Genomic DNA, 20,954 nt, shown 5'->3' on the forward strand with positions numbered 1-20,954 from the left:
TGTTTAATTACGGTTTTCTAATATTTTCACCTGCTTAAATGTCTTTGTCTCAATGTTATTATTTTGTTTAATTGTTTTAGTATTTAGACTTCTTAATTTGTACAGTATGCTAGTCTGTTTTGTAGCTAAAGTAATTATAGAAATATCTTCTTATGGTAAGTGAAATTTAATTTTAAAATCTTTAGAGATTTGTTTTAAATTTTTACTATACTTATAACTTATGTGCTGTTTTACAATTAACTATGATTCTGGTCGAGAATGAAATAGGTCTTTAATAAATGTATTTTTTTGTGTTAAATTTTTAGTTTAAGTTGATAATGTCGTTTTAAATGTTATTAACATTTTAATTAAAATTTTCGTGAAAAATAACTACTAAAACATGGTTTAAAAGTTATAAATAGTAGATAAATTTGCAACTTGATTTAACTATTATTGGTTATCAAGTTTGATTACTTGATATTAAAATGGGAATCCGGTGAAACTCTGGAACTGTCCCGCAGCTGTAAGCTCTAAACTGAATCTAAATACGGGTCACTTTTCGAAAGAATGGGAAGGCCGGAATAAGGGAGTGAGTCAGAAGACCTGCCATTAATTTTTAATAATTCGTTTAGCTTTCGGGGATTGAAGCTGGAATTAGAAGTTGTCTATGCCTTATAAGTAAGACAATGTCTAACTACTTCTACCTTAATAAGCCAAACATTTTGATTGCAGATTAAACATGATTAATAACTAGTGGGTTAACGTTTGAAAATAATGACTTTTTGTTTTTTAGAAAAGTCCTAATTGGATTTGCCGATTTTTTAACCAACTTAATATGGTATACCATGGAAATAATACAAATAATAAAAAGAAATTTTAAATCGAAACCTTTTGATCTTAAAAAAATCACAGGAGCTGTAACCAAAGCGATGAAAGCTGTTGAGCATGGTACTAGTGAAGATGCCGAGTTAATTGCTAAGGAGGTACATCAAGAATTACTTAAACGTAAAGGCGATGATGGTGATTATGTGCCAACTGTAGAAGAGGTTCAGGATATTGTTGAGCAAAAATTAATGCACAGTGAATTTGATGATGTTGCAAAAGCATATATTATTTATAGAAATAATCAGACGCAAAGCAGAAAAAGTAACATTTTTGAAAAGCGTATAAACTTGAAGCCTTACGAATATCCGCAGCTTTACGAATATGTTCCTGCAATTAGACATTCGTATTGGATTCATACAGAGTTTAATTTCACAAGCGATATTCAGGATTTTAAATCTACACTTACCCCAGTAGAACAAAGTGCTATAAAAAATACAATGTTGGCTATTTCTCAAATAGAAGTTGCTGTAAAAACGTTTTGGGGAGATATTTATCATAGAATGCCTAAGCCTGAAATTGGATCCGTAGGGGCAACATTTGCAGAGAGTGAAGTAAGACATCACGATGCATATTCTCATTTATTAGAAATTCTAGGATTGAATAGTGAATTTGAAAAGCTTAAGAAAAAGCCTGCAATAATGAAGCGTGTTCAATATTTAGAAACAGCCTTAAAAAATGCTAAAAGTGAAAATAATGAAGAGTATGCAGAATCTGTTTTGTTGTTTTCTTTATTTATAGAACATGTTTCTCTTTTTTCTCAGTTTTTAATTATTATGGCTTTTAATAAGCATAAAAACATGCTTAAAGGTATTTCTAATGTTGTGGAAGCAACTTCTAAGGAAGAACAAATTCATGGTGATTTCGGTATCGATATTATCAATATTATAAAAGATGAGCACCCAGAATGGTTTAACGATACTTACAAAACCATGATTAAACAACTCTGTGAGGACGCTTATGCTTCTGAAAGTAAAATAATAGATTGGATTTTTGAAAAAGGCGAATTAGATTTTATTCCTAAAGCAGTTATCAATGAATTTATTAAAAACAGATTTAATAACTCGTTAGAGAGTATTGGAATTGATAAAATATTTGAAATTGATCAGAAATTATTACAAAAAACAGAATGGTTTGATGATGAAATTATTGGAACAAAACATGGTGATTTTTTCGTAAAGCGATCAATTAACTATAGTAAAAGAGCACAAAGTATAACAAGTGACGACTTATTTTAATACATGGAAAACAAAACTTATAATCAAAAATTAGAGCATACTTTGGAAGAAACTAGTGTGAAACAAGAAGCGTTTGCGTGGTTAAACGAAAATAGTCGTAAATTTTTAGAATCAGGATACCTTACAGAAGGTGTAACTCCTGAATTGCGTATAAGAGAAATAGCAGATAGAGCTGAGAATATATTAAAAATGCCAGGGTTTAGCGATAAATTTTACGGCTATATGTCTCAAGGTTTTTATTCGTTAGCGTCTCCAATTTGGTCAAATTTTGGTCAAAAAAGAGGTTTGCCAATTAGCTGTTTCGGGTCGCATATAGACGATGATATGGGGAATATCCTCTTTACGCAATCTGAAATCGGAATGATGTCTAAGCTTGGAGGTGGTACTTCTGGGTATTTTGGTAAAATTCGTCATAGGGGAGCTGCTGTTAAGAATAATGGTACAGCTTCTGGAGCTGTACATATTATGAGACTTTTTGAATCTATGGTAGATGTTGTAAGTCAGGGGTCTGTGCGTCGTGGGCGTTTTTCTCCGTATTTACCAATCGACCATAAAGATATTATGGAGTTCTTAGAAATAGGGTCTGAAGGAAATGCTATACAGGAATTAACCCATGGAGTAACCGTTACCAATGCTTGGATGGAAGAAATGATTGCCGGCGATGTTGAAAAAAGAACAGTTTGGGCAAAAGTATTGCAGAGTAGAGGAGAAATGGGGTATCCATATATTTTCTTCACCGACAATGCTAATAATGGTACTGTAGATGTGTATAAGGATAAAGATCATCCTATTTACGCTAGTAATTTATGTACAGAAATCATGTTGCCTTCTAACGAAGATTGGTCTTTTGTTTGTGTGTTATCTAGTATAAACTTATTAAACTACGATCAGTGGAAAGATACTGATGCCGTAGAAACTATGGTTTACTTCTTAGATGCTGTAATTTCAGAATTTATTGAGAAGTTAGAGTCTTACAGAGATTCTAAAGATAGAGAAGATCGTCAAACATTCTTATTTATGGAACGCGCTTATAACTTTGCTAAAGAAAACAGAGCATTAGGTTTGGGTGTTTTAGGTTGGCATTCGTTATTGCAGTCTAAATCTTTATCTTTTAGTAGTCAGGAAGCGTTTAATTTAAATAGTGAAATATTTAAAACCATAAAGGAACGTTCTTATGTTGCTTCAGAAACGCTTGCAAAAACACTGGGAGAGCCTGAGATTCTTAAAGGTTATGGTAGAAGAAATACAACTTTAAATGCTATTGCACCTACTACATCTTCTGCATTTATTTTAGGACAAGTGTCTCAAGGTATAGAGCCTATTTGGTCTAATATTTATGTAAAAGATATTGCTAAAATAAAAACAACCATAAAGAACCCGTATTTGGTTAAGCTTTTAGAAGAAAAGGGTATGAATACACATGAAGTTTGGAACGATATTCGTGGTAGAGATGGTTCTGTTCAACATTTAGATTTCTTAACCGAAGACGAAAGAGCTGTTTTTAAAACGTATTCAGAAATAGATCAAATGGATATTATTTATCAGGCGGCTAATAGACAAAATCATATCGATCAAGGGCAGTCGTTAAATATTATTGTACACCCAGATATGCCTACAAAAGATATTAATAAAATTCATATTAATGCTTGGAAATTAGGGCTAAAATCGTTGTACTATCAACATAGTATGAATGCAGCTCAAAAGTTTAAGCAAAAGAAAGATTGTGCAAGCTGCGAAGCTTAATCTGGTCTTGTAATATATATTTAAATAAAAAACCTCATGTTAATTTAATATGAGGTTTTTTTATAGGGTGTTACTTTTTTTTAATTGTGATGTTATTTATTTTTCACAAGAATGCTGGTTAGTTTTGTAATGTTTGTAGTAAATGTTTTTTCTTTTTTTAACCAATTGTAAGCAGGTAAAATTAATCCTAGGCCAAGAATAACACAGGCAAATATTAATATGTTTGGAGCCTTAGTAAATGTGGTTCCTGCAGTTAAAATACCTAAAATAAGTAATACAGAAAGCGGTAAAGACAGAGCTAGAATAGATAGTGCAAAATCTACATGAAATGTTTTTTTATTTTTAGGAGCATCTATTTCTTTTGCGGCAATGCTAGAAATGTGTGCAAAAGGCCAAAAGCTACAAGCACTTAGTCCGAAAACAAGCATCAATAGAATATCGTTAGAAGCAAAAATTGGTGCTACGGTAATAATACTTCCAATTATTAAAAGTGTAACACCATTTTTCAACATTAATAATGAGAATATTTGAGCAATTTGTTTTTTTTTAATTACAACAGCAAGTCCTATAAATAATAGAACTAAAGGTGTCATTATACTACTCAGTCGGGTTAAATTATCCTGAATAAATAGTGGTAAATTAGACATGTGTATTCCTGAAAATACAAAGATTAAAGCAACAAGAATAAAAATGTTTACGGGTTCTAAAAGCATCACTTTACCTAGCGCTTTTAACTTTGTGCTTATTGGTTCCGGTTTACTTGTTTGGTTTTTATAATACCAAGAAATAGCAATCATGTAAAGTATAAATAATACAAAAAACTTATTTCCCAAATCAGACATAGCAGCTTTACCTAAATACGTTGGCCCTAGAAATTCTAATATAAACGGAAAACAAGATAGTCCAGGTGCTAGAGATGGTAATAGTAATTTTGCTGTGTTTCTAGTAGACGTATCTGTTATTCCCGCAATATTTAAAAAGAGAGGTGTTAATAGGAATAGAAATCCATTAAAACCTAAAGCTATTAAAGGTAAAATTAATAGCTCTGTGTTTAAATTAACTTGTAATAAAGCAATAAAAATGGTTGCAGGTAAAGCTAGTAAAAGAATGATCTTTTTTAATCCGTTGGTTTCGTCCTTAGAGGTGAATTTCTTTTTGATAAGAAACCCTAAAAGGATAAAGGTAATAAAAGAGAACGCTTTTACATGTGCTTCTGTCATAGTACAAATACTTATATAACTTGGTCTAAGGCTTCGGTGAATAATTTCATTTCATCCATGGTGCCCATACTTACGCGACACCAGTTTTTATCCCAGAAATTGAACGCACGAACTCCAATGCCTCTGTCGTACATTTCTTTTAAGAAAGGTTTTCCTTCCATAGGGATTTCAAATATTATAAAATTGGTTTGAGAAGGTAGATATGGTAACCCTTTTTTATCTAAATGTTTTTTAGTGTAGTCTCTTGTTTCTGCTATTTTAGACTTAGACATGTCTAAAAATTCTTGGCCTTGTAAACTCGTTGTTGCAGCCATAATTGAAGGTCCGGTAATACCCATTCCGCCTCGAGTTATTGCATTTATTCTCTCTAGTGTTTCTGGTTTTGCTACCAAGTAACCTATGCGTAATCCAGCCATACCGTGTATTTTAGAAAATGTACGTGCTACCATTACATTTTTTCCTTGAGCAACTAGATTCACCATACTGTCGCTTAATCCATTGTCAGATAAATCAATATAGGCTTCATCTACAAAAACAGGAACTTTTTCAGATACTCGATTACAAAATGCCTTTAAAGCTTTAGCGTCTGTTATAGATCCTGTTGGGTTGTTAGGGTTGCATATGTAAACTAATTTTGTGTTTTCGTTTACAGCGGCTTCCATTGCTGCAAGATCATGTTGTGCGTCTGCTAATAACTTATAAGATTTCCATTTTCCACCAACAGATTTAGATACATTAATTAAGGACATATAGCTTGGGTCTGCACTTATAACATCTCCTCCCTTTTGGAAAAACACCATGGCTACTTTTTCTAAAATATCTGAAGATCCAGGAGCCATTAAAATATTTTCTGGTTTAACGCCTTCTTTTTTTGCGATAATATCAATCAAAGTATTTAATGTTTCCCAACCATAACGATTTCCTGTGAAAACTTCGTCTTGAAAAGCTTTAGCTGCTAATGGTGGCGGTCCATAGGGGTTTTCATTTGCTAAGAGTCTTGCTTTTATTTTTACTTCATCTATAATTGGTGGTGTGAATTCGTTAAAAGTATTACTGGTGTCAAATATAAATGTAGAATCTTTTTGTTGGGCAGTTTCTACAGATTTTGCCCATATTTCTGTGGGCATGAATGCAAGGCCAGCCATTGTTAAACTTCCTCTTTTTAACCAATTTCTTCTGCTAATATGTGATGAGCTCATTTTGATAAATCTTTAATTTTTTCATTAAAATTAGAGTTTTAATTGATTTAAAAATGTTAAAATTTGTTTTTAAGATTAAAAAATGAGGTGAATTGTAGATTTAATTGAATATATGATGATTTTTTAATATTTGTATTAAAAATCAAAGTCAAATTGAGAAATTTTTAAAGCTTTTAGTTTAGTGTAAGGCTGTTTTAATGATGAGAATCTGTTTGTATAACGATTTTTGTGTGTGTACAGTTATTAATAAAATGTGTGAAAACAAATAGGTTGTTTGGCTTTAACCGAATTCTTCATGGTTTATAATGTTAAAATGCTTTAAAAAAAATTTTGTCTTTTTTTGTAATCTATTTATTTGTAGTGTTTTGTGTTTTTATACTTAGAAGTTGTTTTGTTAATGTTTTTTGAAAGAATAAAAATGGGCTAAACTATTGAGTTTGGTGAGTGTCTAATTACAAAAAGACATTAATCTAAAATATTATAAATTATGAAATCATTTATTAAATTTTATTTCATGCCGTTATTCTTTTTAATGGCTATTACGACTCAGGGGTTTTCGCAAACCAAAAAAACGACATCTAAGAGTAAGTCTTCAAAAACCACAGTAATTGTGAAAAATAATGTTAGAAAGGTGCCTAGCAGTAAGGTTACTTATAAAAGAGAATCGCGAAAGGTGGTTTCTGTAAGACAGATACCTAATAAAACAGTACTTAAACACAATGGTGAAAATTATTATTACTCAAATAATAAATTTTACACACAGTCTAGAGGGCGTTATGTTCCTATTGCTCCAAAAGTAGGTTTTAGAATAAAAGTATTGCCTCCTAGTTATAAAAGAATACAATATGATACGCATAACTATTTTAATGCTAATGGTGTTTTTTATATAGAAATTAATAATCAATATGAAGTTGTAGATCCAGAGGTTGGTACTATAGTTTACGATCTCCCAGATGGCTATGAAAAAGTAGTTGTTGATGGCTTGTCGTATTACGAGTATGCTAATGTATTATATGAAAAAGTACAGGTTAATGATACAAGAGCTTATGAGGTTGTTGGGATTATTGAAATCGACTAATTTAAATAAAACTGTTTCAGTGATTTGATTATTGAAAGTTTGAGTTTGCAACCTCTTAAATGTTGTGTAAAAAAATATCAAGGATTTATCTTTGATATTTTTTTGTTTTAAATGCTGTGTTTATGATTTAATGTTCAATGTTTTAATAATTTAGAATTGCTTTGTTAAAAAGGATTTGGGAGGTGTTAATAAATTTGATTAAGTAGTTTTCTTTTATGTAGCGAGTTTAAGTATTAATATTTTTCTTTATAATATGTTTATTCCAGCAGAAATATACTGTTTAAGTTTTGGATCTTCTATGTCTAAATCTGTTACAACAGTATCAATTTCTTTAAGATTACAAACATCATATCCTTGTCTTAAATTTAATTTATTAGACGTTGTTAAATATACAATGTGCTCGGAAGATTTTATCATTGCTTTTTTTATTAAAGAAACTTCGTACCCATCTTCAGTAATTCCTGTTTCAATATCTAGTCCGCTTACTCCCATAAAACAAATGTTAGCTCTAATGTTAGATAAGTATTGAATAACATCAATCCCAATAGTAACCATTGAGCTTCTGTGAATTTTACCGCCAATAAAAATAGTTTCAACTAAAGGGTGTTCTGTTAATTGCATGGCCAGAGGAAGACTGTAGGTGTAAACCGTTAGTTTTAAGTTTTTAGGAAGTAGCTTTGCGAGCATTAAATTAGTAGTACCACCGCTAATAATAATAACCATGTTATCCTCTATAAGAGAAATTGCTTTTTGTGCAATACGAATTTTATTCTCTCTATTATATATAACATCTTCGTTATAATGGTAAAGCTTTTGGATGTTAGATATTGCTCCCCCGTGAACTTTTGTAATTATACCTTTATCATGTAATTCTTTAATATCTCGTCTTATTGTATCTTCAGAAACATTAAGTTTTTCTGATAAAAAACTAGAACTCACCTTCCGGTTTATGCTTACTTCATCAATCACTTTTTGTTGTCTCTCCTTTTTCTTCATGTAAATAATTTTTTCAAAAATAAGATTAATTTAAAATTAGCTGTATAAAATAGGGGGTGTTAAAATACGCATTATTTTGCATGTTTTAGTTCTTAAACGTGCAAATGTTTTTAAAAAATAAATATATTTGAACGTATTAGCTAATTTTTAACAAACAATTTAAAATTATGTTAAGTTCAAATAGGCTCATTTCTTTAGATGTTTTAAGGGGAATTACAATCTCTTTTATGATTTTGGTAAATACTCCAGGGAGTTGGAGTTATGTGTATGCCCCGTTAAGACATGCAGCTTGGCATGGTTGTACGCCAACAGATTTGGTCTTTCCTTTTTTCTTATGTATTGTAGGTATATCTATTTGGTTCTCTTTTTCTAAATATGGAATAACATTGTCTATAACAAATACTTTAAAGATTCTAAAACGGAGTGTTGTTATATTTCTCTTAGGGTTTGTGCTAAATCTTTTTCCGTTTTTCGATTTTGATAATGTGCGAGTTATGGGTGTGCTTCAACGTATTGCTATTGCTTATGGAATTGGAGCCATACTTTGTTTAAGTTTTAAAAGAAGAAATTTGTTAATTGTTCTAGCTGTTATTTTGTTAGGGTATTGGGCGTTACTTTTTTTTGGTGCAGCATCAAATCCATATTCTTTACAAAATAATGTGGTTAGAACATTTGATGTGTTTTTATTTGGTAAAAATCACATCTATAAAGGCTTTGGTGTTCCGTTTGATCCGGAAGGATTATTGTCTGCTATTCCAGCCGTAGGAACGGTTATCCTTGGGTTTTTAATAGGTCAAATTGTAGCCGAAAAGGAGTCGTTAGTGTTTAAAGTTAGAAAGTTATTATTGTACGGATCTTTATTCGTGCTTTTAGGAATCATGTGGAATTTTGTTCTTCCTATAAATAAAGCGTTGTGGACAAGTTCGTATGTGCTTTTTACAGCAGGTCTGTGTGCTATTCTTTTGGCTTTATTAATGTTTATTATTGATTTAAAGGGGGTTAGTGTGTGGTCTAGGCCTTTTGTTCATTTTGGGACTAATCCCTTATTTATATTTGTTTTATCTGGATTGTATATAAAAACGATTAATTACTTAATTAAGATACCGGTGTCTTCTGGAAATAAAGTATCTGCTTATAAGTATCTGTATAATGAGGTGTTTGCTCCCATGTTAGGTAATATGAATGGATCATTAATGTTTGCTTTAACTCATATTATTATATTTTGGTCAATATGTTATCTCTTATATAGAAATAAAATATTTGTAAAAATATAGTTTTTAATAAGATTTTTTGTGTAGATAAGCGATTTTATTGGGTTTTTTGTTAAAACTTGCAATATTATGCATGAAAAATGATTGATTATTGCATAATTTTTCTACTTTTAGTGCAATAACTAATACCTTAGTCCTTATGAAAAAAACGAACACCCTTTTCTCTTTTCTTAAGAGAGCCAAATTTATGATAAGCTTTTCGCTGTTTATGTTGTTTGGGTTTGGATTGCAAAGCCAGACACTTTATACCTTAAAAGGTAGTGTGAAAGACAATTTAGGAAGTCCTGCGACAGGTGTCACGGTTCAGCTTAAAAATACGAATCAGGGAGCTATTTCTGATTTTGATGGAAACTATGAGTTAAAAGCTAGTTTAGAGCCAGGCGAATATACGTTAGTCTTTAGATTATTAGGTTTATCTACTCAAGAAGTAAAAATGATTTTAGGGAATCAAACCAATGTGGTTAAAGATGTTGAGATGACTATGGATATTCTAGGGTTAGATCAAGTTGTTATTACGGGTGCAGGTGCATTAACACAAAAAAGACAATTAGGTAATACCATCTCTAGTATTAAAGGTGGCGAGATTTCGCAAGCTGGTTCTGTAGATATAACAGGTGCCCTTTCTGGAAAATTAGCAGGTATTCAAGTGTCACAGAATTCAGGAGATCCTGCAGGTGGAATAAGTGTTAGATTAAGAAGTTCTAGTACAGTTAACGGTAGTTCAGATCCTTTGTATATAATAGATGGTGTTATTGTTAATAATAACTCTACAGATGTTTTAGGATCTACGAGTGTTGTTCAAAACAGAATGTCAGATATTAGTCCGCAAGATATTGATAGGATAGAAGTTATTAAAGGAGCGGCAGCCGCAGCTATATATGGATCTAGAGCAAGTAATGGTGTTGTTCAAATTTTTACTAAGAAGGGACAGTCTGGAGAGCCTGTTATTACCATTTCTTCAAGTGTGAATTTTAATTCTTTGAGAAAAAAACGTGAATATAATGATGAGCCTTTTACATGGGCATCGTCAGATATTACGGTGTTAGATAAGGTCGCAGCCACACGATATGATTATCAAGATATGGTGTTTGAAAATTCTATAGGGACAGATAATTATGTGTCTATGTCTGGAGGAAAAGGAAATACTAATTATTTCGGGTCGTTTTCTTATCTAAAGAACGATGGGATTCTTAAAAGCACAAATTATCAAAGACAATCAGGAAGAATTAGAGTAAATCAAGTTGTAAACGACTGGATATCGGCTTCTTTTGGGACCTATTTTTCTACAAGTAAGAGTCAGGATCAACCAAACGGAGGTTATGTTGCGGGTGTGTTGCCTACAATTTTATTTTCAGATAATTCGATAGACCCTAGACCCGATGAAGATGGAAATTATCCAACAATGACCTTTTATCCTAATATATTAGAATACATTGATACTTTCGATTTCACTCAGAAGAGTAATAGAAATATTAGTGATTTACAAATAACGTTAAAGCCAGTAGATGGACTTAAAGTAAACTACGTTTTAGGTTACGATAATTCAGAATCTACAGGAAATACTTATATCCCAATTGGAACTACTACTATTGAATTAGGTAGTGCTAGTACAACAACAATTGCGACAACTCAATTTAATAGTGATTTAAACGGGTCTTATAATTTAGATTTAAATGATGTTTTATCATCAACAACTACAACAGGGTTTTCATGGCAAGCAGATGAAACTAACTTAAGTTCAATTTCAGGAACGGGATTAGCTTTAGGTGTAAAAACAACCAACGGATCTGCATCTATTAGTACTAATGAAAGTAGAAGTGAACGTTCTTTTTGGGGAGGTTTTTTACAGCAAACATTTGGTTTTAAAGATAAGCTTTTCGTTACAGGAGCTATTAGGCTAGATGGTTCTTCAGTTTTTGGTGAAGATGAAAGAAATCAATGGTATCCAAAAACAAGTATGTCGTATCTGGTTTCTGAAGAAGATTTTTGGGATAATACTTTTGGTAGTGCACTTAATAGTTTTAAAGTTAGAGCAGCTTGGGGACAGGCAGGTAACCTTACTGCTATAGGACCATTCGATAGATTGTCAAATTATTCGGCTGTTAGTATCGATGGAACTTCTGGTTTAATAGCACCAACCGAATTAGGGAATGCAGATCTTAAACCAGAAAGACAAACAGAATTAGAGTTTGGTATTGATATGGGATTATTTAATAATAGAATAGGGGTAGAGCTTACTTATTATAAACAAAATATTGAAGACTTATTATTGGCTAGAACGTTATCTCCTTCAACAGGGTTTGGATCTAGAGTCGAGAATATCGGAACTATGACAAATAGTGGGTTTGAAGCATTAATTACTGCAACGCCTATACAAACGAACGATTTTAGCTGGACTGTTACGGGAACTTTTTCTACTAATAAAAATGAAGTGAATGATATAGAAGGAGATCAGTTTAGTATTGGAAACTTTGATTTCTCAGTTGCTAAAAATGGTGAGGCATTGGGTGTTTTTTATCAAGGATACTACGCAAGAAATGAAGATGGAAGCTTGCTTTTAACAGAAGGTGGTCTTCCGCAAAGAGAAAAAGGATCGTACGATGCAGATGGTAATCCTGTCGCAGGAAGAGATGCCTCTGGACAACCTAGTGGATCGAATTTAAGTAAGGTTATTGGCGATCCAAATCCAGACTTTATAGCGTCTTTAACAAATGAATTTAGATATAAAAACTTTTCTTTTAGAATGCAGTTTGATGCCGTTCAAGGTGTCGATTTATTAAGTTGGGATACACGTATGTTATATCGTTTTGGAGGTGGAGAACAAACCGCTAAAGAATTAAGAGGAGAGAGTGTTAGAGGAACTGGGGCAGCTAATTTTAGTATCGCAGAATCCTATATAGAAGATGGGTCTTATATTAAGCTTCGTGAGTTATCAACATCTTATTTATTAAAAGATCCTTTACAAGGAGTAGATAGTGTAAGATTTACATTAACAGGACGTAATTTACTTTCTATTGATAGTTTTTCTGGTCACGATCCAGAAGTAAATATGGATGGACAAAGTAATGGTTCTCGTGGAGGTGTTATGGGGTTAGTACCTATTCCTAGAGTTATAAAATTTGGTGTAGTTGCTACTTTTTAAACGTGTAAACAAAAAATAATAAAAGATGAAAAATATAAAAATATATACAATAATTGGAGTTATTCTTCTTAGTAGTGGTTTGTTTACAGCTTGCGATACTGAGTTCGAGAATCCAAATAATCCAACAGAAGATGTTGTTTTAGGAACAAAAGAAGGCCTTTTTGCTTTGGCTACAGGAATTAGACAATATTACTCTGTAACTGCGTTAAGACAAGTTATAGAGGCGCCAGGTATTACAACTAGAGAGTTAGGGGTTACCAATACCTTTCTAAATATTAATGAATTAGCTAAAGGAGGTGCTGAATTGCCATCTGAAAGTGGAGGAATTACAAATCCTTGGACATATCTTTTGAAAACTAAAGGAATGGCTGAATCATTAATTGAAGGCACAAATACAGTAGAACTTAATGCAGGTACGCGAAGTGGTTTATTGGCTTATGGGAATTTAATAAAAGCCATGTGTCTTGGGTCATTAATTGAAATGTTTGAACAGGTACCAATAGATAATTCTGCAGATGGAGCAGCTGTATTTAGCGATAAAGCTACTGTATTGTCTGAGTGTATTCTATTATTAGAAGAGGCTAGAAATGAGTTGGCTTCAGAACCAATGTCTGATGATTTTGAAACAACAGTATTGTGGTCAGATATGAGTTTAGAGAAAACTATTAATGCGTTTTTATCTAGATATCAATTAATGGCTGGTAATTATGCAGAGTCAATAATATCTGCAGATGCAGTCTTAAATTCTAGCGACACGACAAACTCTATGTGGATATACGATGCTAATAATGAAAACCCTATTTGGAATAGAACAGTTAATTCTGCCGATTTAAATCCGCAATCAAATTTTGGATTAACAGGAGATTATATTCCAGAAGAAGAAGATGGTAGAATAGATTTTTATTTAGGTGCAGATGCTGGGTTTGCAAATGAAGATGCTGGTGGACAAGCGCTTAGTGAGATGCTTGGTTTTTTCGATTCTAGTACAGCTCCAATTCCAATTTATCTTCCTGGAGAAATGATGCTTAATAAAGCAGAAGCATATGCTCGATTAAATCAATTAGATAATGCAGTAACTCAATTAAACCTTGTAAGACAAAAAACAAACGATCCTTTAGGTGTAAATGCAAATCTTCCGGCCTGGTCTGGAGATGAGTCTAATGCTGATGCTATTCTAGAAGAAATATATATAAATAGAAGTGTTGAGTTATTTCTTACAGGATTAAGGTTTGGAGATAGTAAAAGATTTCATCCAGATTTTGATGTGCCTTTAGAAGCAAATACAACAAATGAAAGAAATAGAAATTATTACCCTTATCCAAGTACAGAAAGAGAAAATAACCCTAATACCCCTGCAGACCCTACTATATAAAAGAGTAAAGTTTGATTTTTTTATTTAGTTAATTTTATAAAGGGTAACAAGAGTGTTGCCCTTTGTAGAATTAAAAAAGATACAAGCATATTATATAATTTAAATAATTATTATGAAAGTACAAACAGGTTTAGATGTATTGTTAAATGATAAGAAACTTCAAGAAACATTTAAGGGGAATATTGCTTTACTTTGCCATAATGCCTCTATAGATTCAACATATACTCATGCTGCATTAGGTTTTAAAATAGCATTCCAAGAACGGTTTGTTAAATTATTTGGACCACAGCATGGTTTTTCTACAGATGTGCAAGATAATATGGTAGAAACGGATCATGTTATTCATCCTTTTTTTAAAATACCAGTGTATTCTTTGTATTCAGAAACACGCATTCCTACAGATGAGATGCTTCAAGGTGTAGATCATTTATTTGTAGACTTGCAAGATGTAGGCTGCCGAGTATATACTTACATTTATACCTTAACATATTTATTAGAAAAGTGTGCTTCAAAACCAATAGAAATTATTGTGTTAGATCGTCCAAATCCAATAAATGGTATCGATATAGAAGGTAATATACTCGATTTAGATTTTGAATCTTTTGTAGGAAGGCACCCTATACCAATGCGTCATGGTATGACAATTGGAGAAGTTGCTTTAATGCATCAAAAATTTTGGGTTAAAGAGAAAGCAAATTTAAAAGTTATAAAAATGCTTAATTGGGATAGGAATATGTTTTATGAAGATACCCAACTACCCTGGTTATTACCGTCTCCTAACTTGGCAAGAATAGAAAGTTCTTATACGTTTCCTGCAACTGTTTTGTTTGAAGGGACAACTTTAAGTGAAGGTCGTGGTACTACACAATCTTTAGAGGTTGTTGGTCATCCAAAAATAGAACCTTTTTCGTTCTATGAGAATGTGCTTTCTGAAGCTATGAAACAATCAAAATTAGAAGGTTTCAAATACAGGCCAATTACGTTTTTGCCTACGTTTCAAAAACAAGGTGGTAAGGTTTGTGGCGGTATTCAAATTCATGTTACAAATAAATCTATTTATAAGCCTTGGCGTGCAGGGCAGTTATTAATGAGAGAGTTGTATCATTATTTAGGAGATAATTTTGATTGGAAGCTACCGCCTTATGAATATAATTATAATCAACATCCGATAGATCTTATTAACGGTACAGATAAATTGAGACATTGGGTGGTTAACAATAGCTCTATTGAAGCTTTAGATGCTTTTGAAGACTTAAAAATATATAAAAAGCAACTACACGATATTAAGATTTATTAATGAAGTCTTTTCTCTTAATCTTAAAAAAGTAAGCTAGGATAATTATTTTAATCAAATTATATACATGAGCGCAACACTTATCTTAATAATTATAGCAGCGTATTTTGGAGTATTACTTCTAATATCTCATGTGGTTTCAAAAAATACAAGCGACGATTCTTTTTATACTGGAGATCGTAAATCGCCTTGGCAAGTCGTTGCTTTTGGAATGATTGGTGCCGTGCTGTCAGGAGTTACTTTTGTATCTATTCCGGGTATGGTTGGAACCAATTACTTTTACTATTTACAATTCGTTTTTGGTAATGTAGTTGGGTATGTGTTTATAACGTATGTGCTTGTACCAATTTATTACGATTTAAAATTAGTTTCAATATACACGTATTTAGAATCGCGTTTCGGAATTAAATCTTATAAAACAGGATCACTTTTTTTTCTAATATCACAATCTTTTGGTGCAGCACTTAGACTTTTATTAGCTGCAAAAATTTTACAATATGCGGTTTTTGATGCCTTTCATATTCCATTTTTTGTAACTGTACTTATTATACTGGTTCTTATTTGGCTTTACACACATAAATCTGGAATTAAAACTATTGTTTGGACAGATACGTTGCAAACATTTTTCTTATTACTCTCTGTAGGTATTACTATATATGTGGTTAAAAGTGCTTTAAATTTAAGTCTTTCAGAAACAACTTCTGCAGTGATTAATCATGAGTATTTTAAAGTTTTTAACTGGGATTTTAATTCAGGAAGCAACTTTTTTAAACAGTTTATTTCAGGAGTTTTAATAGCTGTAGCCATGGTTGGTTTAGATCAAAACATGATGCAGAAAACACTAACGTGTAAAAATAAAAAAGAAGCTCAACGTAATATTTTAACCTTTAGTTTGGTGCTGGCAGTAACTCAATTTCTGTTTTTAGGATTGGGTGTTATGCTGTATATGTATGCAGAAAAATTTGGAATACAATTAGACGTAGAAAACGGAAAATTTATAAATACAGATACCTTATTTCCAATGTTGTCTTTAAATCATTTTGGAACAATTGCAAGCTTAAGTTTTATTTTAGGAATTACGGCAGCATCGTTTTCAAGTGCAGATTCTGCTCTAACAGCCCTAACAACATCATTTACATACGATTTTATGGATGTTCAACATAAAAATTCAAAAGAAAAAAAGGCTATAAAAAATCTGGTGCTATTAGGTTTTTCTGTAGTCATTTTTACAATTATTATGGTGTTTTCACAAAGTAAAGGCAATGTAATTTCACTCATATTTAAAGTTGCAGGATATACCTATGGTCCGTTATTAGGACTGTATATGTTTGGAATTTTTACTAAAATCAAGATAAAAGATGCAGCAGTACCATTTATATGTATTGCTATGCCTATCGTAACCTATCTTTTAAATCACTATTTTATTCTTTGGTTTGATTTCGATTTTGGGTTCATGAACATATTTGTTAATGCTTTTTTAACGGTTATATGTTTAATCCTTTATCGTGATAAAAAAAATATAAATTAAATTGAAAAATGCTGAAAATGAAAAATAAACTAACTACAGAACAAGCATCAGACTATAATAATTTGGAAAAAATGAGCACTAACGAGTTGCTTACAAATATGAATGCTGAAGATAAAACAGTGCCCTATGCTTTAGAAAAAGCGGTGCCTTCTATTGAGAAATTAGTAGATGTTATTTATGATAAAATGAAAGCAGGAGGCAGACTGTTCTATATCGGGGCAGGAACAAGCGGACGATTGGGCGTGTTAGATGCATCAGAATGCCCGCCAACTTATGGGGTTTCAGACGACTGGGTTATTGGGCTAATTGCAGGAGGCGATTTTGCACTTAGAAAAGCAGTAGAAAATGCTGAAGACGATACCGATTTAGCCTGGAACGATTTGAAAAAATATAATATTAATCAGAATGATGTACTTGTAGGTATCGCGGCTTCTGGAACCACGCCATATGTTATTGGTGGCGTAGAAAAAGCGAAAGCAAATAATATTATTACAGGTTGTGTTACCTGTAATCAAGATTCTCCATTGTCATTAAAAGTAGACTATCCTATAGAGTTGGTTGTAGGGCCAGAGTTCGTTACTGGCAGTACTAGAATGAAAGCTGGAACTGCACAGAAATTAGCGTTAAATATGATTTCCACAACGGTAATGATAAAGCTAGGTCGGGTTAAAGGGAATAAGATGGTGAATATGCAATTGTCTAATAAAAAATTAGTGAATAGAGGTGTTAAAATGATTGTAGATGAGTTGAATATCGATGAAAAACTAGCTAAAAAATTATTGATTGAATATAAAAGCGTTAAAGATACGCTTGATTTTTATAAATCAACATACGTTAAATAAGTTCTGTGTAAATTGTACAGAAGTAAAACTAAATTTTAATGAAAAAGTTAATTATTGTTAGTGTCTTTTTAGTGTGTGTGTCAACTTACGCGCAACAACATAAGCCACTACAAACTCAAAACACAGAGCATCAAAAAAAGTGGGTAGATAGTGTTTTTAAAACGCTTACACTAGATCAGAAAATCGGTCAGCTTTTTATGATTCAAGCTTACTCAAATAGAGACGAAAAGCAAACTAATTTTATCAAAAAAATGATAAAAGAGTATCAAATTGGCGGACTTATTTTTATGCAAGGTACTCCCGAAAAACAGGTAAAACTTACCAACCTATATCAGTCTAAATCTAAGATTCCTTTATTAATTGGATTCGATGGTGAATGGGGCTTGGATATGCGATTAAAAAACACATTCCGTTATCCTTGGAATATGACTTTAGGAGCCGTACAAAATAACATGTTAATAGAAGAGTTTGGGAAGCAATTAGGAGTACATTGTAAACGTGTTGGTATCCATATTAATTTTGCTCCCGTTGTCGATATTAATACAAATCCAGAAAATCCTATTATTGGAAATCGTTCTTTTGGAGAGAATAAATATAATGTTACCGAAAAAGCAATAGCGTTTACTAAAGGTATGCAAAGTATGGGCGTACTAGCAAATGCAAAACATTTTCCAGGTCATGGAGACACCTCTACAGACTCTCATAAAACCTTACCTTATTTAGATTTTAGTTTAGATCGTTTAGATTCTATTGAATTGTATCCTTACAAAAAGTTATTTAAAACAGACTTAGCAAGTGTTATGATTGCACATTTAAATGTGCCTGCCCTAGAGCCTAAAGCAGGTGTGCCAACATCTGTTTCATACAATGTAGTGACTAGGCTTTTAAAAGAAAAAATGAATTTTAAAGGTTTGATTTTTACAGATGCTTTAAATATGAAAGGTGCTGCAAACTATGCACAACCAGGAGATATTGATTTGGCTGCATTTGTAGCTGGTAACGACATGTTGCTTATTCCAGAAGACGTAAAAGCTGCTGTTTTTAAACTGAAACAAGCATTAAAAACAAATGTTATTACTGAAGCTCGTTTAGATGAATCTGTTTATAAAATATTAAACGCTAAATACTGGGCTGGACTGAATCATTTTACTCCAATTAAAGAAGTCGATATCAAAGAAGATATTATTACTCCAAGAGATGAGGTGTTGTACAGATCTTTAATGAAAGAAGCCGTAACGCTTGTACAAAATAACGATGCAACACTTCCTATTCAAAATTTGGCAGAGTCTAAAATTGCTTATGTAAAATTAGGAGATTCAGATAATTTTAACTTTACAAATACATTAAAAAAATATACAGAAGTAGATGTTGTTTCAGATGAAAATCTTTCAAGTTTACTTAAAAAATTAGAGGCTTATAATACTGTTATTGTTGGTTTTCATAAATCGAATGATACCCCATGGAAAAGTTATAAAATGTCTAGTGAAGAATTGACTTGGTTGCAAGAAATTTCAAAAACAAATAAAGTGATATTAGATGTTTTTGCAAGTCCGTATACGCTATTAAAGATTTCAGATTTTTCTAATATAGATGCTGTTATGGTGTCTTACCAAAATAGTGAAATATCACAAGAAATTTCTGCACAAATGATTTTTGGAGCATTAGAAATTAAGGGGAAATTACCCGTTTCTATAAACAATACGTTTTCAGAAGGAACAGGCATAACAACACCAAATTTATTAAGACTTTCATACGCAATTCCAGAAGAAGTTGATATGGATAGTAAAAGGCTTTCTAAAATAGATTCTATTACAAAAATAGTTGTAGATTCTACCATAGCTCCTGGCGGACAAGTATTAGTTGCTAGATATGGAAAAGTCATTTATCATAAAAGTTTTGGGTATCAGACTTATAATAAAAAGCAAGAAGTGAAAGTTACAGACCTTTACGATTTAGCTTCACTAACTAAAATACTAGGTGGTCTTCCTATGATTATGAAAAGTGAAGAGCTTGGCCTTCTAAATATAGATAATACACTTGGCGAACTCTTACCTTATTTAAAAGGTTCTAATAAAGATACCATTACATTAAAAGAAGCACTGTCTCATAATGCGAAAATTAAACCTTGGATTCCGTATTATTTAGAAACTATTGATACTGTAACTAAGATTCCTTTTAGTAAATATTATAGTAAAACTAAGACCCCAGATTTTTCGATTAAAGTAGCCGAAGGTTTATACCTAATTAGTTCGTACACAGATTCTATTTATAAAAAAATAGCCGAAGCACCACAGGAAATTAAAGGAGGTTATAAGTATAGTGGTTTGCTATTTTATTTATTCAAAAAGTATATAAAAAATACTTATGGGGAAGATATGGATGTGTTAAATAATCAGGAATTTTATAAGCCTCTAGGAGCAAATACGTTAACGTATAACCCGTTAAATAAATTTGATGTATCTAAAATTGCACCTACAGAAAATGATGATTATTTCAGGGGACAATTACTTCAAGGTTATGTTCACGATATGGGTGCTGCCATGATGAATGGTGTAAGTGGTAATGCTGGTTTGTTTAGTAATTCTAACGATGTTGCTAAGATGATGCAAATGTATTTGCAAGACGGATATTATGGTGGTAAACGTTATTATGAATCGAAAACCGTACATAAATTTAATCATAGGTATTTCGAAAAAGATAGTGTGAGAAGAGGTCTTGGTTTCGATAAGCCTCAGCTAGATCCTGAAGTATTTGCAAGTAGTAAATATGCTTCTGAAAATAGTTTTGGTCATTCAGGCTTTACAGGAACTTTTGCATGGGCAGATCCTGATACTGGTATATTATATGTCTTTTTATCGAATAGAGTATATCCAACAATGGTAAATAATAAGATTGGAGAGCAAAATATAAGAACAAATATTCTTGATATTATTTATGAAGCTATAAAAGAATAATATTCATAGATTCAATAGGAAAGCATTTTAAAAGGAAATAAATAATCAATCAAAAAAAAACATCATGCTAAAAAGTAGTATAGACAAAGCCACAGGATTTGAAAAGCGGTTCGAGAACATCGGAACGGTAGTATATGAAGATTCTATTTCAGGGTCGAAAGCTGTAGCAAAAGAAATAGCCGACTTAATTAAGGTTAAAGCATCCCAAAAACAACC

13 protein-coding genes and 1 riboswitch are annotated in these 20,954 nt (G+C 31.9%); of the genes, 10 read left to right on the forward strand and 3 right to left on the reverse strand.

From position 1 onward, the window contains the following. Nucleotides 1–416: 416 nt before the first annotated feature. A riboswitch (cobalamin riboswitch) is annotated at nt 417–605 on the forward strand. Nucleotides 606–824: 219 nt separating this feature from the next. Both Q1B05_RS16615 and Q1B05_RS16620 read left to right on the forward strand, forming a co-directional pair. After that, the gene (locus Q1B05_RS16615) at nt 825–2,099 is read left to right on the forward strand and encodes a ribonucleotide-diphosphate reductase subunit beta (protein WP_299782201.1); all 1,275 of its coding nucleotides are present in this window, start codon (nt 825–827) and stop codon (nt 2,097–2,099) included. Nucleotides 2,100–2,102: 3 nt separating this feature from the next. Then, a complete protein-coding gene (locus Q1B05_RS16620; protein ID WP_299782203.1) occupies nt 2,103–3,842 on the forward strand; it encodes a ribonucleoside-diphosphate reductase subunit alpha in 1,740 nt (579 codons plus the stop codon). A 92-nt stretch (nt 3,843–3,934) separates the two neighbouring features. Here the strand turns inward: Q1B05_RS16620 and Q1B05_RS16625 are convergent, their stop codons facing one another. Together Q1B05_RS16625 and Q1B05_RS16630 are read right to left on the reverse strand one after the other, a co-directional pair. After that, nucleotides 3,935–5,062 (reverse strand): permease, encoded by a 1,128-nt coding sequence (locus Q1B05_RS16625; protein WP_299782205.1) that lies wholly within the window; start codon nt 5,060–5,062, stop codon nt 3,935–3,937. 11 nt (nt 5,063–5,073) lie between these two features. Next, entirely contained in the window at nt 5,074–6,261 is a 1,188-nt protein-coding gene (locus Q1B05_RS16630) for a histidinol-phosphate transaminase (protein ID WP_299782207.1), read from the reverse strand. Nucleotides 6,262–6,748: 487 nt separating this feature from the next. On the opposite strand from Q1B05_RS16630, the gene Q1B05_RS16635 reads away from it, so the two are divergent. After that, nucleotides 6,749–7,339, forward strand: coding sequence for a DUF6515 family protein (locus Q1B05_RS16635; RefSeq protein ID WP_299782209.1), 591 nt, complete (start codon nt 6,749–6,751; stop codon nt 7,337–7,339). A 246-nt stretch (nt 7,340–7,585) separates the two neighbouring features. Here the strand turns inward: Q1B05_RS16635 and Q1B05_RS16640 are convergent, their stop codons facing one another. After that, nucleotides 7,586–8,335 carry a DeoR/GlpR family DNA-binding transcription regulator gene (locus Q1B05_RS16640; protein ID WP_299782211.1) on the reverse strand — a complete coding sequence of 250 codons (750 nt, stop codon included), beginning with the start codon at nt 8,333–8,335 and terminating at the stop codon, nt 7,586–7,588. A gap of 167 nt (nt 8,336–8,502) precedes the next feature. On the opposite strand from Q1B05_RS16640, the gene Q1B05_RS16645 reads away from it, so the two are divergent. The 7 genes from Q1B05_RS16645 to Q1B05_RS16675 all read left to right on the forward strand — a co-directional run bounded on the left by Q1B05_RS16645 (nt 8,503) and on the right by Q1B05_RS16675 (nt 20,738). Then, nucleotides 8,503–9,609 (forward strand): DUF5009 domain-containing protein, encoded by a 1,107-nt coding sequence (locus Q1B05_RS16645; protein ID WP_299782213.1) that lies wholly within the window; start codon nt 8,503–8,505, stop codon nt 9,607–9,609. 184 nt (nt 9,610–9,793) lie between these two features. Beyond that, complete coding sequence (locus tag Q1B05_RS16650) at nt 9,794–12,748, forward strand: SusC/RagA family TonB-linked outer membrane protein (RefSeq protein ID WP_299782215.1); 2,955 nt, start codon at nt 9,794–9,796, stop codon at nt 12,746–12,748. Nucleotides 12,749–12,773: 25 nt separating this feature from the next. Further along, the gene (locus tag Q1B05_RS16655; RefSeq protein WP_299782217.1) at nt 12,774–14,120 is read left to right on the forward strand and encodes a RagB/SusD family nutrient uptake outer membrane protein; all 1,347 of its coding nucleotides are present in this window, start codon (nt 12,774–12,776) and stop codon (nt 14,118–14,120) included. A gap of 112 nt (nt 14,121–14,232) precedes the next feature. Further along, a complete protein-coding gene (locus Q1B05_RS16660) occupies nt 14,233–15,417 on the forward strand; it encodes a DUF1343 domain-containing protein (RefSeq protein ID WP_299782219.1) in 1,185 nt (394 codons plus the stop codon). A 64-nt stretch (nt 15,418–15,481) separates the two neighbouring features. After that, nucleotides 15,482–16,942: a sodium:solute symporter gene (locus Q1B05_RS16665; protein ID WP_299782221.1), complete on the forward strand. Its 1,461-nt coding sequence runs from the start codon at nt 15,482–15,484 to the stop codon at nt 16,940–16,942. A gap of 17 nt (nt 16,943–16,959) precedes the next feature. After that, nucleotides 16,960–17,784 carry an N-acetylmuramic acid 6-phosphate etherase gene (murQ, locus tag Q1B05_RS16670; RefSeq protein WP_299782223.1) on the forward strand — a complete coding sequence of 275 codons (825 nt, stop codon included), beginning with the start codon at nt 16,960–16,962 and terminating at the stop codon, nt 17,782–17,784. Nucleotides 17,785–17,822: 38 nt separating this feature from the next. Then, complete coding sequence (locus tag Q1B05_RS16675) at nt 17,823–20,738, forward strand: glycoside hydrolase family 3 N-terminal domain-containing protein (protein ID WP_299782225.1); 2,916 nt, start codon at nt 17,823–17,825, stop codon at nt 20,736–20,738. Nucleotides 20,739–20,954: the final 216 nt, after the last annotated feature.

It is taken from the genome of uncultured Formosa sp. (assembly GCF_947500765.1).
In the GTDB taxonomy this organism is placed as follows: domain Bacteria; phylum Bacteroidota; class Bacteroidia; order Flavobacteriales; family Flavobacteriaceae; genus Formosa.

Coding starts and splice junctions, on each gene's coding strand:
- Q1B05_RS16615 (WP_299782201.1), top strand. CDS start 825: ATGGAAATAATACAAATAATAAAAAGAAATTTTAAATCGAAACCTTTT.
- Q1B05_RS16620 (WP_299782203.1), top strand. CDS start 2,103: ATGGAAAACAAAACTTATAATCAAAAATTAGAGCATACTTTGGAAGAA.
- Q1B05_RS16625 (WP_299782205.1), bottom strand. CDS start 5,062: ATGACAGAAGCACATGTAAAAGCGTTCTCTTTTATTACCTTTATCCTT.
- Q1B05_RS16630 (WP_299782207.1), bottom strand. CDS start 6,261: ATGAGCTCATCACATATTAGCAGAAGAAATTGGTTAAAAAGAGGAAGT.
- Q1B05_RS16635 (WP_299782209.1), top strand. CDS start 6,749: ATGAAATCATTTATTAAATTTTATTTCATGCCGTTATTCTTTTTAATG.
- Q1B05_RS16640 (WP_299782211.1), bottom strand. CDS start 8,335: ATGAAGAAAAAGGAGAGACAACAAAAAGTGATTGATGAAGTAAGCATA.
- Q1B05_RS16645 (WP_299782213.1), top strand. CDS start 8,503: ATGTTAAGTTCAAATAGGCTCATTTCTTTAGATGTTTTAAGGGGAATT.
- Q1B05_RS16650 (WP_299782215.1), top strand. CDS start 9,794: ATGATAAGCTTTTCGCTGTTTATGTTGTTTGGGTTTGGATTGCAAAGC.
- Q1B05_RS16655 (WP_299782217.1), top strand. CDS start 12,774: ATGAAAAATATAAAAATATATACAATAATTGGAGTTATTCTTCTTAGT.
- Q1B05_RS16660 (WP_299782219.1), top strand. CDS start 14,233: ATGAAAGTACAAACAGGTTTAGATGTATTGTTAAATGATAAGAAACTT.
- Q1B05_RS16665 (WP_299782221.1), top strand. CDS start 15,482: ATGAGCGCAACACTTATCTTAATAATTATAGCAGCGTATTTTGGAGTA.
- murQ (WP_299782223.1), top strand. CDS start 16,960: ATGAAAAATAAACTAACTACAGAACAAGCATCAGACTATAATAATTTG.
- Q1B05_RS16675 (WP_299782225.1), top strand. CDS start 17,823: ATGAAAAAGTTAATTATTGTTAGTGTCTTTTTAGTGTGTGTGTCAACT.